Below are 16,775 nucleotides of genomic sequence, written 5' to 3' on the forward strand. Positions count from 1 at the left end.
TTTTTCCTCCCCTTGTAACCGGCTCAGGAGAACCGGTTTCTGAGTAAAGGCATCAGAACTCCAGGTTATATCTGTCTGGGTTCTATGTCTTGGATTGGCAAAAAGATTTTTATAAGAAAAATCTTCCCGCCCCTCCAAAACATTACGTAAGCCTTCATAATAGTCAATTACAAAAGAAGCTCTGATTTTAGGTAAAATAAAATCTGCAATTGACGAACGATGAATATCCATAAATATTATTATTCAGATTAATATCTTCTTAGTTTAATTCTTTATAGTCCGCAAGCAACTTGCCTAAAAGTTTGTTTGCCTCTACATTATATGTAGGAATGTTATAAGACGCGACAAAAGAAATAAGCAGCATTTCTATCCATCGATTATAGTTTATAAAAGATGGTAAAGAGGTTAATTGGCTGTTTTCGTCTGTTGGCCTGATATCATCAAACAGTTCTGACAATTCTTCGTTGGACATCGGAATACATTGGGTATCTTCATAATCGAAAGACAGATGTAGATTATTTTTCTCATTGACCATCTTCAATTCTTCCTTTTTCTGACCTGAATAATATCTGTATCCCAAAGTAACGACAAAAGTATTGATGATTTCAGCTGTTGTATCCGCAATCATATCCAATATCTGGTGCGGGACCGAAATCGCATCGACAAACGGACTGATCTTGCGTGCTATGACAGATTTCAATTCAATATAATCGGCCACAGCCTTTAAATTTTCTATGAGATCCAATATAACCAGAGTATTGCATCCCTGTGCCTCATAGAATTTCAAGTTCTTGGAACCTTTTATATCCAGAATCCACTTTTCCAGAATGCCTTCCGCCAATTGCTCCGAATTACTTTTCTGCTTGAAATTACAAGCAAACAGTTTTTCCAGAGAAACCCCCTTGACATTTTCAAAAAATTCCTTACATGAGCCTGTTGAAGAAAAATGATATTCCTGACACAGGATTTCCAGATTCTGCTCGTAAGAATTATTGGCAGACAAACGACCATGACATCGGGAAAGGATCAGATCATATTCCTTCACATCACGCTCTGACGTTGCCTTTGTGTTGTTTAACTCATTGTAATAAAAGTCAAACACATAGTTTTCACTAATCTGAAGGTTTTGTATCATGCGTCCGAAGAAATAATTGTCCTTTCCACAAACGACATCAAACTCGGCAATGATAGAGCCTGCACGCTCGATTGCCTTCTGCATGATATTCTCATCATTTTCATCATGATAATATTCCATCATCAATTGTATCACCTGAGCCTGAAGACTACGCACTTCCTGCTGACACCGGTAAAGTCGGCTTTCTTTAGCGTTCCCCGCCACAATACCCAAGTTTTCAATAATACGGGTAGCACCGTCATTATTCATAGTAGCAGCCGCGTCCCATGCCAGTTCCGGATCATCAAAAAAAGTGTTGACATGGATATTCGAAATAAAACTCTGCTTAAGTCTCTGATGGAAATCAGCATCTATTTCCACGGTTTCCACTCCACCCTGATCATATCCTTCAAACAAACGGTTGGCACTGCCACCAACTGTTCCTGAATATTTATAGTCACGTAAAAGATAAGTATTCTTGAATCCACCACGTTCGGTCCATTCATTAAACCAGCTCCGGCTATTGGCTTCCAGAACCTGATCGTAATATACCACTTTATAACGGTCATCCCACCGTTTGCTGATCTGTGTATCTCCTCCTTCCTGAACCGAGCTGCTCATGTCTATGTTGAATTTTGTCGCGATCATAAACAATGGCGAAATGATACTTTTATCAATATAAGCCGTACGTTCCCGTTTGGTTGCTCCTACATTAAATTTCAGCCATTGTTCCACAAGATCCGGCATTACAGTTGTACCTACATGTATATGATCATGACAAAGCATCAGAACATTGATCAGACGTTCGTCACTGTATTTATTGAACAAATAACTCACCTTGCCACGAAGGACCATCTTTTTGTTCAATTCGAGTTTGACCTGTGATTCATCCAGTCTTAAACGTTCACGTGCTCCGGGGAAGTCAAAAATATCCACAGATTTCAAGAACTGTTTGCTCACCTTCTTGTTCCATCCCTTGGACAACAAATATTGACGGACATCGTCACCAGTTATTCCATTCAAATGATATAAAAGTTCTTCGCTGATTGTTTCTTCCGGTATCTGAAACACGACTTCCGCACAAATAGCAGACAGAATACTTTTCGAGAAACCGTTGATCACCTGATTCTTTTCTGTTAACAAATCGGTCCCATAAACAGGGTTCGTATTACCGACAAGAGGCATTTCCGCATCCAGCGTCTGTAGGCAAATGGCACTCATCAGGGTGTTGGTTGTATTCAACAAAGCAGATACCGGAATATAAACCTTCTTTCCAAAACCTATAGTCTCATAACCTTGCAGTAAACGGGCAAAAAGAGCTGTTATATCAGAATTGTCATACCAAAGTTTGGACAACAGTTGCGGCCATTCTGCCGGTTGTACTTTTGGAATAATACGCATAGCCGAATCAAAGAAGCAAGAAGACAACAGATCTCTGGCCTTTACTTCTCCTATATGGTTCTTAACATATTCATAAATATTCATGATATCATCCTCACCAAGAATATCCTGAACTACAGGAGCATTCTGATAACGACGTTCCTGTGCCTGCATAAACTCATCAATATCTTCCTTATTGATGATGGAATGATTCTTTACATCATTATAAGCACTGTCACATAAAATATTCAGCATGTCCGAAACATGAAGAATCTTTACCATAACAGGAAAATCCACATCAGGGACATCATATTTACAGGTAAAACGTGTAGCTACACCCGTTGCCTCGACATCCCGGCCAATCGGATTGAACTGCTCCACAAAATTATAGGTTTCATTTGTTTTCGGATCGACAAAAACCAACTGTTGTCCTTTTCGGGCCAACAAAGAACTGATGACATAACTTTTTCCTTTCTGACTTTCTCCAAATGCCGCAATAGCAGGATTGCTCTCCAAAGAAAAAAGAAGCCGCTTTAACTGCCGACGCACATTTACAAGTTTCTTAAAGGTCTCTTCTTTACGCCCTTGCTGTAAATAGCCATCAGACCATTTAATAAAATTATTAATAAAGGTTATCTGATTCGTTACATTTTGTATCAAATCCTGATTCCTTGTTTCTACTATATCGTTCATTGCTAATAATCCTAATTATCCGTTAATACTCAAAACAAATTCCCCCTTATCAAGCCAGTAGGCACCATCACCCGCCAAACTCTGAACTCCGAACCGAAGTTTTTGAATTGAAAATGGTTTGCCCATGGCATCTACGGCCGATACAATCTTCAATTGTTCTTTATCTTGTGAATAGTTTCGCACGATTGAAACCTTTAATGGCAAAGAAACCGTATGCAGATCTACCTCATCATTCAAATCCAACGCGAACAAAGGTCGTGCCTGATAAAATCTTGAAATCAGCTGTTTACACCCGATAAACAAAGGAAATCCGTGTACCTCAAAAGTTGCCGTATTTTGATCAGGTGTAAGCATCACTTCTGCAATTTTCTGGTTGACAGCATTATACAAGCCCATATAATTTGCAGTAGAAACCATATCCTTTTTAAGATTGGTCATATCCATATGGAAGCCATGAATACCTCCATTAGAAGACATATATCCAATCATAGCTCCTACAGCAACCAAAGATTTCTGGTCCTTAAAATATCCGAGTCCGTCCGCAAACGGATACCATTCTCCGACACGATAATCATTAAGACGAATCAAACGGTTCGGACTGGTCGGGTAATATTTCAGGAACAGATCGGTAATAGCCGACAAAGAAGTCGGTTTACCGGCCAAAAGTACGATATCACAACCATACGTATTCAAGACAACAGCCAACTGTTTCATTAACGGCTCGATCTTTGTTATGATGATTTTTGAAAGTTCTTCTCCATCAAAATTCCAAACAATCTTCTTAAAATCAAAAGCTACATATGTCTTTTCATTTCGAACAAGACTGAAATGCTTGTTAAAATGATCCAAAATGAATTCTGCCGGTTGGAGTTCATAGAAAAAGTCTTCAAAACGTAAACGCATAGATTTACGTCCCAGACGCAACATATCCAACATTTTCAGTCCCATCGGAACCGATATCTGAATATTGAAATCCTGACGCATCATCCGGTCTTTATAATCCATTAACGCTTTGTCCTTACCGAAAAAATTATGGATGCGTTCTGATGTTTCTCTTGAAGCATACATATACTTTATTTCCTGCTTCTCGGTTTCATTCATCTTATCGAAGTTGACCTTGCCTTTCAAGTCCAAAGCCTCTATAAAATCCACATCGGAAAGCTCCATATAAGCAGAACATACAGCATTAAAAACAGGACCATCGTATACCTGACCTAACTTTTTATTTGAACCTTCAATAATTATGGCCCGAACAATCTCTTCCAGAAGATCGTCTCCGGCATAATAAAAACTATCCCAGAAAAGAGGTTTGGGAGTTAATTTACAAACCCCCTTATCATCATATTTATAAGCACAAATCATCAGGTCAGTTGTACCGGCACCTATATCTATCGAACCTATAGTCAAGGATTTTCTGTTATAGTCATCTTCAAGAAATTCTTTTCTGACATGTCCGTAAAGTTCAAAGAAATCCTCACAATGATTCAAATACCTCTGAGCAACCTCTGCATACAAATATACCAGCTGACAACAGGTTGCCTCATCATAGCCCCATTCCGCCTTGACTCTACTTGAAGCCGGATTATTAGGATTAACAGACAGATCCTTAACAGAAGGAATTATTTTCACCTTATCCTGCCATTCAGACGGATTATAAGGTTGGAAATAAAGATCCGGATCCTTGCAACGTAAAAGAGCGATATAAGCTTCTTCCGCACACTGCCGCAAAATAATCTGCTCTTCTTTAGGCATGGCTGTCGGACAAGTAATAATAATATTGTTCAATTTTCGTGGAATGTTGACATCACCATGCTTGTTTCTGAAGTTTTCTCCATTAATCTGACAATTTGCCTGTTGAAAAATTTCAATCAAAACAAAGGTCATCAAAGAACGTCTTGAGAAAGAACTGAACACGCCTCCTGTTTTGTTTTTTCTCAAGGTTCCATCACTATCAAACTGTTCTGAAAGTCCCTTTATATTAATATAATGATTTAAAGAATAATTCTCATCTTCATCGGTTGTCAGAAAATCCCATTGCCCATTAAATTGTCTGTTATCCCATAAATAACGTTTTGGACTGGAATAGTTCGTCGTTCGTTGAGCAATTCCGTTAGCGGGACGGGATTTATAGATAAGTTTTATCGCCTCATCACCTACGCGTAAAAAGCTTTGCCATGAGAACTGATCCAAGACATCCATCTCTCCAAATTTACAATGATGAAAAGCAAGTCTCATGTCAAAAGGCTTCTTATAAACCTTCCATGGTTCCGATAGATCCTGCAATTGCAACATTTCCACTTTAGTAAAATCAGCATTCTCAAACAAGACTCCGCAAGTTCGGGAATTACCAATATCAAGAACCAAGTCAACCGGTTTTGCTGTTTCCTCATCCGTATATAAAATAATTTCAGGAGTTAATCCTGCCTTTTGCAAATAGGATATGATTGTTATATAATAAGCAATATATCTGAAATGAGTCACATCTCCTTCAGAAGATGTAATTTCTGAATTTTCCTTATTTCCGTGTATCAGAGAAGCGATATATTCATCAACCCATTCACAATTATATGGTGACGCTGAAAAGAAATTGAATAAAAAAGAAAGATCATCACAAATGGCATAATGTTTTTCTACTTCTCCATCATAAAAATAAGGTCTGATATTAGAATCATCATTCTTTATGGAATTTGTATCAAAAGCCCAAACCAAATGATATTTACGTACATTTTTTACTTTTGATGCAGGTACCAATTTTACCCGACACCAACTCGTAGGACCAAACACACTTTTATTTGATGAATTTTTCTCAAACATGGGAACAGGAAGCCATCTATTTTCTATAGTATCCAAAGGACAGTTCCCTTTAACCAGTTTTTCTGTTATAGAACCTCCAAAACAATACTCACTGTAACAATACTTTTCATCAAGCAGATTCAATGTGTCAAAATCAATCTTATTTTCGTCAACCAAACATTCCACACCAGCCGCATTCGTAAAAACATAAGGTACAGGAGCATGCTCCCGAAGCTCTTGTAAACGAACGATCTGACCTCCGGAAAAGCTCACTGCAATTTCGAGGTTCCAGATATCGTCAATGATGTTATAACTTTCGTAAAAAACTAAAGGAACATCAAATCCATTTTCATCTTTTATAGAAACAGGGGACATATAAGCCCCATTTCTGTCAACAAAACTTTCTTCCGGTTTTATTTCAAAATCGTAGGAATGAAATTGTATTCCGGTATTTGCAATTAAGGATATATTCATAATTATTCTATTATAAAAATTATTATCAGAGCTTGAAGTATCAGACAAAACGGAACAAACCAAACAAACAGTTTATGCCTTGTTTTATGTCTAAAAACATACATTCCCAATAAAGCACCCAGAGCACCTAAAAATAAAGAAGAGGACAACAAAACAGCTTCGGGAATCCGCCATTTATTGTGAATGGCACGATATTTATCATAACCATATAAAAAAAAAGTATATAGATTTATCAATATCAGAACAGTTATCATGACTTTTTATCTTTCAGCCTTAAAACGAATTATTCTTCTTTGAAGTAAACATCTTCAAGTCCCAAATTCTCCGCCATTTTATCGGAGAACTTGGCAAAACAAACAGTTGTCATTCGTCGATATCCGTCTTTGACATCCTCAATACCTGTAATTTCATTTCCAGGATCTCCAACTTCAGAATACTCATACGTTATATCCGATCCTGGAATAGAAAATTTCGCGTCAAATTCTACATCTATCGCTAAAATATATGCCTTGGGAGTTTCATCCTGTACATAAGTCCAAATATTAGGTAAGCTTTTTACCTGCTCATCACTTCTATTTTTCACCACATAATTAAAGGACAAGACAGGAGAATTTTCTGCAGCCTCATATGATGATGTAACAACAGATACAAGATCTTTTGAGAACATATTATTAAAGCTCTTTTGAACTCCATCAGCGAGAATCTGCATCAAGGAACCACGATCCTGCTCCGTAAAATTCTCTTTTAGAGATAATAAATTTCCTTCTAATGGTAATTTTTCATCACGATACCAGGAATATAGGAATTCTTTAATATTCTCATCATACTCATCAAAATCTTTCAAGGTTATATTAGGGTTCATATCCAAAAGAATTGTATTGATTCGATTATGCTTCATATAATGAAGCATTGCTGTCATATATTTTACAGCCTTCGGAGATTCTTTTGTTTTATCCCTTTGTTCGTATTTCAAAATTTCAATATCCCACAATGAATCTAAACGACTATTAACTACCGGACTATATTTTCCTTCAGGAAAATCTTTCAAATACTCCATCAAAAGATTCACCGGATTTGATGACAGATTCATTTCCAGAAACATAACATCTTCATAATGCTTACCATTTGGAAATTGCCGACAATAATCCTGACATGTATAAATACTCTGTTCTTTTACAACTTTATTATAAAAACGCTTTTCCTTAAAATAAGGCAGATTATAAATCACAAAAGCAAGAATTATCGCAGCAATAAAACTACCGTAAATAATACGTTTGCGGGATTTTGCCTTTTTCTGTGAAGCTAGAAGTATTTCCTCTTGAGCACTAAAATCCACTTCTTGAACCAATAAATCCAAGCGTTTCCCCTGTCTTAATATTGCAGCTACATCATTTGCTCCTTTTTCCTGCTGTTTTTTATTCTCCTCATCAGAAATCGGAATACGTTGTTCTTCCTCATACCGTTTCTGTTCGCTCCATTTCTGCAACAACTGATTAATGACTGTTTTCTCAATCAGTGTAGATTCAGCCAAAACCTTTTCATATAATGCCTGTAAAGTCAATCCTGCGTTTGGAACTAAAGAGATACCTTTTCTATGTGCCAGATTAACAAGCAAATTCAATAATCTACCATACCACCGGGAAGATAAAAATTTCTGTTTCATACAATGCTAATTAAAGAACACTTCAAAATAAAGAATCAACAGACTCAACTCTAAATATTTATATAACAAGAGATAAAAACCATTCCAAGCTATCAAGCCCATCATTAATTTATGAAAAAATAAATTTTCTAAAAGATATCGGATTTTTGCCTAATGCACTAAAAGCAAACTTTCATACTAAGCAATGATCAACTAATAAACAACAGTTTACACCCATATATACTAAAAACAATCGATAATATCCAGTAACGGTCAGAGCACGCTTCGCGGTCGTTAGCCACATGAACTAACGAAATAATTACTAACTTCCATATGATTCAGTCTATATCTTATTTTTTAAAGAATAGCCTATACATAGTCTTTTCTCTATTGTAGAGATATACATTTTGAAAAACATTTCTTACACCTGACTTTAGTTCTATTTATAAATCATCAAGGATTGCCCTATTTGCTTCATCCACTCTGGTGGTACGGATTGAATCCAAATAAATCCGCGTAGTTGACTCATTATCATGCCCTAAGCCTTCACTAATAATTGAAAGTTCTATACCTTTATCACGGGCAATTGTGGCCCATGCATGACGTACAACATATGTTGACAACGGAACTGGTAAACTGATCAGCTTTCCTATCGTTTTCAAATGTCGGTTTATCCTCAATAACTGTCCTTGATATTGTTTACGTTCCTCACCGTTTTCAATGGTAATAATAGGCAACAGATATTGTGTTCTATTTGTATATTTTGAAATGATTTTTCTCCCCTCATCCGCTAATTCTACAATCAGCAACTGTCCTGTTTTTTTGCGCCTATATCTAATAAAGCCATTGGCCAAATCTTTTTTACGCAAATAAGCCATATCGACAAAACTCATACCCCGCATATAAAAACTGAACAGAAGCATGTCTCTGGCAAAATCAAGAGCAGGACGAAGACTCAAATCCAATGCCTTTATCTTACGTATATCTTCAATCGCGATAGCCCGTTTTACAGTCTTGTCTACACCTGTATATACTTTACAAAAAGGGTGATTATCCGCAGTCAGCCCTTCTTCTACAGCCAAATGGTATGCACTGCGAAGATTTCTCATATAAAAAGAACTGGTATTCCGAGTCAGTCCCCTGGATTTCAAATATGCTTCATATTGTTGCAAGATATCTTTTGTAAGCTTATGCAAGCTAATGTCAACCCCTCCTCTAAAATGCATAAAGCTTCGTAAGGTACAATCCATTGTCTCACTACAACGCACCCTGCCTAATTGCTTCAATCTTAGCACTTGGGTGCGTAAAAAATCAAATAATCCCTTACCATCTGCGGTCCGCCCCTGAAAAGCATTAATAATTTCTGAAAAGGTATAAGCCTTTGAACTAAAATCTTTTGCCAGATTTTCAAACCGCTTCATATTCCAAATTATTTCATCTTGAATGGAATGTAACCATTCATAGCGTGGATGAGACGAATCCGGGATAATAATGCTTTGCTTTTTGATATCCCATTCTTCAGCATAAATACAGTAACCGGTCTTTATACGACGGATAATGCGATTATGAATAATCTGGTAAAACAAAACCCCTTCTTTTCCGTCTTTTCTTGATGCTCTAAATTTAAGTCTTATTGTATCCATATTCCGTTATATATAATAAAGTGCCACATTTATTATACTGAAAAATAGGCATTGAAAAAAGAAAAATGAAGCATGAAAATAAAATACCAGACTTTTTAAGATAATGGTCTGTACTCAAAATTACTCCCCTATCAGTAATCCATTTCTTCCCCGTCAGTAACGGATTATTGACGGGGGAGTAATTTTCAGGAACCGATATGAATGGTCTATTTTACCAGCAAATACTTTCTTCATAACGGTCAAAAGACAAATCTTCCATCACTCCAGCCTGATGCAGCGCCTGTAACATCATTTTCTGCTCATCAGGAGAAAGAGCCTGTTCGTCGCGACACCACGGATAAAACTTATTAGAGTTAAATTGAATCAAGAGACCAAAGAAATTCACTATCTTTGCAACTTCTTTGCCAAAAGCAAAGAACAATAAGGTATTAATCATTATTCAATCATTTATGCTTAAAAAACTTTTTGGTTTTGACCCGGCCGTGTCACAGATTCGCATTGAAGTACTGGCGGGCATTACAACTTTCCTGACCATGGCCTACATTCTGGCCGTGAATCCGAACATTCTGAGTGCTACCGGAATGGACAAGGGGGCGCTGTTTACCACTACGGTACTGGCCTCAGCCTTTGCCACCCTGCTGATGGCCGTTTACGCCAAACTGCCTTTCGGACTGGCTCCGGGCATGGGACTGAACGCTTTCTTTGCCTACACCGTGTGTCTTACATTGGGCTATAGCTGGCAGTTTGCCCTGACGGCGGTACTGCTCGAGGGACTGATCTTCATTCTGCTCACCGTGACCAATCTGCGCGAGAAAATTGTCGACGCACTGCCCATGAGTATCAAGAATGCCATCGGTGCGGGTATCGGACTTTTCATTGCCTTTATCGGTCTGCAGAATGCAGGAATCATCATCCGCAATGATGCCACGCTCATCAGCTTGGGACATATCACTTCCGGACCGGCTCTGTTGGGACTCATCGGTCTGCTCATCACTTCCATCCTTTTGGTCAAGAAGGTAAAGGGAGCGTTGTTGATCGGAATTCTGCTCACCACACTGATCGGTATCCCGATGGGCATCACCCAGATGAACGGACTCTTCAGCACGCCTCCTTCCATCAAACCGATATTCATGCAGTTTGAATGGCAGCATATCTTTACAAAGGAGATGGTCATCGTGGTGTTTACCTTCCTGTTTGTAGATATGTTCGACACCATCGGAACCTTGGTCGGTGTTACCACCAAAGCGGGCATGATCCGCAAGGACGGAAAGATTCCGCATCTGAAACAGGCTTTTCTGGTGGATGCCGTAGGTACAACCGCCGGCGCCATGCTGGGCACCAGCACCATCACCACATTTGTGGAGAGTGCTTCGGGTGTGGGCGAAGGCGGACGCAGCGGACTGACTGCCTTTGTCACCGCAATGTGTTTCCTGGTATCGCTTTTCTTTGCGCCGTTCTTCCTGGCCGTTCCGGGTGCTGCTACCGCACCGGTGCTGATTCTGGTGGGTCTGATGATGGTGTCGGCCGTACAGAAAATCGACTTCTCGGACTATTCGGAGTCTATCCCGGCCTTTATCTGCGTCATCTTCATGCCGCTGGCATATAGCATTTCCGATGGTATTGTACTGGGTCTGATCAGCTACGTACTCATCAATATGATCTGCGGAAACTTCAAGAAACTCACTCCGGGCATGCTGATCCTGGCCGCCATCTTTGTGCTGAAGTTCTTTGTATAGTTTCGTGCAAAAACGATTTTTCAAAGTCCCGCTTTCAGAGGTCCATCCACCTTTAAAAGCGGGACTTTTCTATTCCGACAGATAGTTCTACAGATTTATCCCTTGTTTTCAAACTTTATGATTCAAATTCCACAAAGCTTTATTTATCAATAGGTTAAAGAATTATCATTTTATGACAGGCTCTATGACCGACTTATGACCGGTTGATTTGAATCGGGTTTCCTTATATTTTTGCAGACAAACCAAACCCCGAAACAACAATCATCAAAAAACAAACAAGAAAATGAGGAAACTGATTCATGTTTTCAGCGCGGCAGCCCTGTTATGCTCTGCGCCGATGAATGCACAGAACAAGGTTCATCTGAACACCTTAAACCTGAACCTGATGACTACGGAATATGGCAGTGTACGGGCTGACCGGAGCTGCGAAAACCGTCCGCTCACCATCAACGGCAAGACCTATAAGGGAGTAGGAACACATGCCTACAGCAAAATGATTGTCTCCCTGCAAGGCAAGGCACAGTCCTTTCAGGCCCTCGTAGGCGTGGACGACGAGGTGTCTCCACGTGCATCGGTGGTGTTCCGTATCAGCGGCGACAACAAGGTGCTGGCCGAATCGCCTGTCATGCGCAAAGGGGATGAGCCCTTTTTGCTGAAAGCGGATCTGAAAGGTGTCAATCAGGCGGTACTCGAAGTGTTGCCTACCGACGACGGAAACAACAACGACCATGCCGACTGGGCCGAAGCTTACTTTACCATGAACGACGGTGCTCTGGCCGTGGCCATACCCGATGCCGAACTGATTGATCTGACCACAGAAAACACACAGTTGACGCTCTGTATGGACAAGAAAAACAACCTTTTCCAACAGTATTTCGGTAGCCGTGGCGGACTGGACAAGGTTTTCCAAAATGGCATGCAACGCCTTCAGGCCTACCCCACCATACGCAGTCACAACGATTTCACTTACTGGGGAGAACCGGCCCTGCATGTAATCCATCACGACGGACACATGTCTACCCAACTGCATTTTGAAAGCAAGGAAGTAAAAACCATCAGCGATAACGTCACCCTGACACGCATACGGATGAAAGATCCGAACTATGACTTCCACACCGACCTTTGTTATAAAATATATAAAAAAGAGAATGTCATAGAGCAATGGGCTGAGATCTATCACGAGGAACCCGAGGCCATCGTCATTAAGAACATGGCTTCGGCAGCCCTTACCTTGCCGGCTGGTGAGCACTGGCTCACTCAGTTTCACGGAGGCTGGGCCAACGAGTTCCATGTAACGGAATCGCCGCTCACCGTGGGACAGAAAGTGATTGACAACAAATGGGGAATCACCAGTTCCAACGAAAAGCAGCAGCATTTCATGATCTCTCTCGACGGAAAACCTCAGGAAAACGAGGGTGAAGTGTTGGCAGGTACCCTGGCCTGGTCGGGCAATTACCGTCTGCTCTTCGAAAAGGACAATTCGGGCAAGTTGACCGTTCAGGCGGGCATCAACCCGTGGGCTTCTGACTATACCCTGCCCCGAGGAGAGCGCTTTACCACTCCGGCCTTGATTTATACCTTCAGCAACAAGGGAAAGGGAGAAGCCAGCCGGAATCTGCACCGCTGGGCACGCAACTATGGCATCCGCGACGGACACAAATTGCTGCGCACCATCTTCAACAACTGGGAGGCTACAGGCATGAATACGGCAGATGATGTGATTATCCCGTTCCTGAAACCGGCCGCCAAGCTGGGTTTCGAGCTGTTCCTGCTCGATGACGGATGGTTCGGACTGCCCGACAAGGCGCGTGTGCTGGGCGAATGGAACCCGACTCCGAAAATGCACCCCGAGGGAATGAAGAATCTGATTCGGGCCGCCGGAAAAACGGGTATTGACTTCGGTCTGTGGGTGGAAATGGAAATGGCCAACCCGGACGCACGCCTCGTTACCGAACATCCGGAATGGCTGTTGTGTGAACCGAAGCGCGAGAAACACCTGCAACGCGGACAGTATGTCCTCGACCTGACCAACCCGGAAGTACAGGATTTCTGTATCGAATCGTTCGACCGCATCCTGAAACAGAATCCGGGAATCACTTTCGTCAAGTGGGATTGCAACAGTCCGTTCCACAATCCGTATTCTCATTATCTGGGTAAGAACCAGGAACATCTGTGGATTAAGTACACCGAAGGATTGTATCGTGTGTTCGAAGAATCCGTTCGCCGGAATCCGGATCTGCAGATGATGCTCTGCTCGGCCGGTGGTGCCCGAAACGACTACGGAGCCCTGCGCTACTTCCATGAGTTCTGGACGAGCGACAATACCACACCGATGTCGCGTGTGTTCATCCAATGGGGTGCCTCACACATTTTCCCGGCCAAGGTTCAGGGAGCGCATGTCACTCATATGGGTAACCAGCCTTTCAAATTCGCTTTCGATGTGGCGATGAGTGGCTGTCTGGGTATGGATGCCAACCCGTTGACCATGAGCAAGAAGGATCAGGAAATCACCCGCAGAGCCGTGAAGGTATACAAGGAAAAGATTCGTCCGGTGGTTCAGCTCGGTGATTTGTACCGACTTGTTTCTCCATACGAAACTTCACGCTCGGTAGTGTCTTTCGTGGAAGAGGACAAAAAGGAGCATGCCGTGGTGTTCTGCTACCAGGTGAAAGATGACTCGGAAGGTGTTAGCGTGAAACTGGAGGGACTGGACCCGAACATTCAGTATCTCATTGAGGAAGTGAATATCGACAGCGCCGAGAAAGCAGCCTGCCAACAGAACGGACAGACACTCAGCGGTAAGGAACTGATGGAAAAAGGCCTGTCCTTTACTTGCAAAAAACGCTTTGACAGTGCCTCAGTTTATCTGAAGAAAATCAAATAAAAACATCGTTTGAATTTAGATTCTCACCTTGCATAACCGCCCATCAACAGAAAATCAAGGCCCGTTCTTTGCGTTCTGTTGATGGGTTTATCTTTTTCACCATGATGCAAGATGAACTTACCGACAAGGTTCCTCACCGATTCCTTGCGGATATGGATTTTTTTTGCTAATTTTGTAGCATCGAATACATACGAAAAACCATTCAAAACAATCTGACCTTTATGAAAAAGATAAAAACACTTTTCCTTATGGCATGGACCTCATCTATAGCCTGGGCCTCCCCTATTGACAACCTTTTGGAGCGTATTGACGAGGGGGCTTCCCAAAAGTTTATCACCGAAGAAATAAACAGCGCCTCCAAACAGGATTTCTTTGAACTGGACCAGAAAGGACAGAAAGTGGTAGTACGCGGTAACAATCCCGTCAGCATTGCCACCGGTATCAACTGGTATCTGAAATATTATGCCGGCATCCATCTCTCATGGAACAACATGAAAGCGGATCTTCCGGAAGTACTCCCGCCCGTAACTCAGGTGGAGCGACACAGTACCGATCAGGTAGAGCGTTACTATCTGAACTATTGCACGCACTCTTACTCCATGGCTTTCTGGGGCTGGGAACGTTGGGAACAGGAAATAGACTGGATGGCGCTTCATGGCATCAATCTGCCGCTTGCTGTAGTCGGCATGGAAGAGGTGTGGTATCGGGTGTTGGACAAATTAGGTTATTCAGACCAGGAAATCGGAGAATTCATTGCCGGACCGGGCTTTCAGGCCTGGTGGCTGATGAACAATCTGGAAGGCTGGGGAGGACCGAATCCCAAGAATTGGTACAAAGACCGTGTGAACTTGCAGAAAAAGATCCTGAAACGGATGCGCGAACTGGGTATCAAACCGGTACTTCCGGGATATTCGGGTATGTTGCCGCATGACGCCCGCGAACATCTGGGTGTTAATGTTTCAGATCCAGGAACCTGGTGCGGTTACCGTCGTCCGGCATTCCTGCAACCTACGGATCCGAATTTCGAGCGCATTGCCAAACTGTATTATCAGGAGCTGACCCGTCTCTATGGCAAGGCGGACTATTATAGCATGGACCCATTCCACGAAGGCGGAAACGTGGCCGGTGTGGATCTGAATGCGGCCGGAATAGCCATCTGGAAAGCCATGAAACAGACCAATAAAAATGCAGTATGGGTAGCTCAGGCCTGGCAGGCCAACCCACGCCCGCAGCTGATTGGCGGTATTCCCAAAGGGGATTTGATTGTGCTCGACCTGTTCTCGGAAAGCCGTCCGCAATGGGGCGACCCGAACTCCACTTGGAAACGCGAAAATGGATTTGACGGACACGACTGGCTATATTGTATGTTGCTGAACTATGGCGGTAATGTGGGACTGCACGGAAAAATGGAAACCGTAATCCGAAAATTCTATCAGGCTAAGGAGAGTCGCTTCGGCGCAACCCTCAAAGGCGTCGGTCTGACGATGGAAGGCATTGAGAACAATCCGGTAATGTACGAACTCTTGTGCGAACTGCCTTGGCGCAGCACTTCCTTCACCAAGGAGCAGTGGTTGGAAGGTTATGTTGCCGCCCGATATGGAAAAAAGGATGAGCGTGTATTGAAAGCATGGACAATTCTGAGCAACTCCATCTATAACTGTCCGGAGAAATCCACTCAGCAGGGAACACACGAATCGCTCTTCTGCGCCCGTCCTTCACTGAATGCTTATCAGGCTTCAAGCTGGTCGGAAATGAGTGACTACTATAACCCGCAGGATGTGATTCAGGCAGCACGCTTGATGGTGGAGGCGGCTCCGGCATTTCAGGGAAACAATAATTTTGAATATGATCTGGTGGATATCGTGCGTCAGGCTGTGGCCGAAAAAGGACGGTTGGTCTACCCGATTGTAGTCAGCGCCTACAAGAGCGGCGAAAAGGAACTCTTCAATCAGGCGGCCGAACGCTTTATCCGTCTGATAGACATGCAGGACAAACTACTGGCTACCCGTCCGGAATTTAAAGTGGGAACCTGGTTGCAGGCGGCCCGCAAGCTGGGACATACCGAAGAGGAAAAGAATCTGTATGAATGGAATGCCCGCGTGCAGATTACCACTTGGGGAAACCGTACGGCAGCCGACCAGGGCGGATTGCGTGACTATGCGCACCGTGAATGGAACGGTCTGCTCCGCGATTTCTATAAGATGAGATGGAACACCTATTTCGACATTCTGCGCCAGCGTCTGGACGGCAAACAGGTGGCCGATCCGGATTATTATGCATTGGAAGAGCCTTGGACGCTGCAACATAACCTTTACTCCTCAGAACCGGAAGGGGAGGCAGTAAAAGTAGCCACAGAGGTTTTCCGGAATTTATAAATAACCCGTTGGCGGAATTAATTTAGCGCATACTTAACCCT

At 42.2% G+C, this 16,775-nt stretch carries 9 protein-coding genes; 3 read left to right on the forward strand and 6 right to left on the reverse strand.

Annotation, left to right across the window (positions count from 1 at the left end; translation table 11 throughout):
- Nucleotides 1-259: 259 nt before the first annotated feature.
- From DXA74_RS13290 to DXA74_RS13315, 6 genes are all read right to left on the reverse strand, one after another.
- On the reverse strand, nt 260-3,187 hold the full coding sequence (locus DXA74_RS13290; RefSeq protein ID WP_118528371.1) for a virulence factor SrfC family protein: 2,928 nt from the start codon (nt 3,185-3,187) through the stop codon (nt 260-262).
- Nucleotides 3,188-3,202: 15 nt separating this feature from the next.
- Complete coding sequence (locus DXA74_RS13295) at nt 3,203-6,454, reverse strand: virulence factor SrfB (protein WP_118528373.1); 3,252 nt, start codon at nt 6,452-6,454, stop codon at nt 3,203-3,205.
- A gap of 2 nt (nt 6,455-6,456) precedes the next feature.
- Nucleotides 6,457-6,708 carry a DUF1294 domain-containing protein gene (locus DXA74_RS13300; RefSeq protein ID WP_118528375.1) on the reverse strand — a complete coding sequence of 84 codons (252 nt, stop codon included), beginning with the start codon at nt 6,706-6,708 and terminating at the stop codon, nt 6,457-6,459.
- A 29-nt stretch (nt 6,709-6,737) separates the two neighbouring features.
- The gene (locus DXA74_RS13305; RefSeq protein ID WP_147401124.1) at nt 6,738-8,117 is read right to left on the reverse strand and encodes a hypothetical protein; all 1,380 of its coding nucleotides are present in this window, start codon (nt 8,115-8,117) and stop codon (nt 6,738-6,740) included.
- Nucleotides 8,118-8,539: 422 nt separating this feature from the next.
- On the reverse strand, nt 8,540-9,739 hold the full coding sequence (locus tag DXA74_RS13310) for a site-specific integrase (protein ID WP_118528379.1): 1,200 nt from the start codon (nt 9,737-9,739) through the stop codon (nt 8,540-8,542).
- A gap of 211 nt (nt 9,740-9,950) precedes the next feature.
- On the reverse strand, nt 9,951-10,175 hold the full coding sequence (locus DXA74_RS13315) for a DUF6078 family protein (protein WP_118528381.1): 225 nt from the start codon (nt 10,173-10,175) through the stop codon (nt 9,951-9,953).
- A 13-nt stretch (nt 10,176-10,188) separates the two neighbouring features.
- Here DXA74_RS13315 and DXA74_RS13320 point away from each other — a divergent pair, with 13 nt between their 5' ends.
- From DXA74_RS13320 to DXA74_RS13335, 3 genes are all read left to right on the forward strand, one after another.
- The gene (locus DXA74_RS13320; protein ID WP_118528383.1) at nt 10,189-11,475 is read left to right on the forward strand and encodes an NCS2 family permease; all 1,287 of its coding nucleotides are present in this window, start codon (nt 10,189-10,191) and stop codon (nt 11,473-11,475) included.
- Between the two features lie 283 nt (nt 11,476-11,758).
- Nucleotides 11,759-14,359 carry an alpha-galactosidase gene (locus DXA74_RS13325; RefSeq protein ID WP_118528385.1) on the forward strand — a complete coding sequence of 867 codons (2,601 nt, stop codon included), beginning with the start codon at nt 11,759-11,761 and terminating at the stop codon, nt 14,357-14,359.
- A gap of 221 nt (nt 14,360-14,580) precedes the next feature.
- Nucleotides 14,581-16,734: an alpha-N-acetylglucosaminidase gene (locus DXA74_RS13335; RefSeq protein ID WP_118528389.1), complete on the forward strand. Its 2,154-nt coding sequence runs from the start codon at nt 14,581-14,583 to the stop codon at nt 16,732-16,734.
- The last annotated feature ends 41 nt before the right edge of the window (nt 16,735-16,775 follow it).

The organism is Bacteroides sp. OF04-15BH (genome assembly GCF_003477995.1).
GTDB lineage: Bacteria > Bacteroidota > Bacteroidia > Bacteroidales > Bacteroidaceae > Paraprevotella.

Bases quoted from the DNA above. Each gene is read 5' to 3' on its own strand.
- DXA74_RS13290 (WP_118528371.1), bottom strand. From the start codon at position 3,187: ATGAACGATATAGTAGAAACAAGGAATCAGGATTTGATACAAAATGTA.
- DXA74_RS13295 (WP_118528373.1), bottom strand. From the start codon at position 6,454: ATGAATATATCCTTAATTGCAAATACCGGAATACAATTTCATTCCTAC.
- DXA74_RS13300 (WP_118528375.1), bottom strand. From the start codon at position 6,708: ATGATAACTGTTCTGATATTGATAAATCTATATACTTTTTTTTTATAT.
- DXA74_RS13305 (WP_147401124.1), bottom strand. From the start codon at position 8,117: ATGAAACAGAAATTTTTATCTTCCCGGTGGTATGGTAGATTATTGAAT.
- DXA74_RS13310 (WP_118528379.1), bottom strand. From the start codon at position 9,739: ATGGATACAATAAGACTTAAATTTAGAGCATCAAGAAAAGACGGAAAA.
- DXA74_RS13315 (WP_118528381.1), bottom strand. From the start codon at position 10,175: ATGATTAATACCTTATTGTTCTTTGCTTTTGGCAAAGAAGTTGCAAAG.
- DXA74_RS13320 (WP_118528383.1), top strand. From the start codon at position 10,189: ATGCTTAAAAAACTTTTTGGTTTTGACCCGGCCGTGTCACAGATTCGC.
- DXA74_RS13325 (WP_118528385.1), top strand. From the start codon at position 11,759: ATGAGGAAACTGATTCATGTTTTCAGCGCGGCAGCCCTGTTATGCTCT.
- DXA74_RS13335 (WP_118528389.1), top strand. From the start codon at position 14,581: ATGAAAAAGATAAAAACACTTTTCCTTATGGCATGGACCTCATCTATA.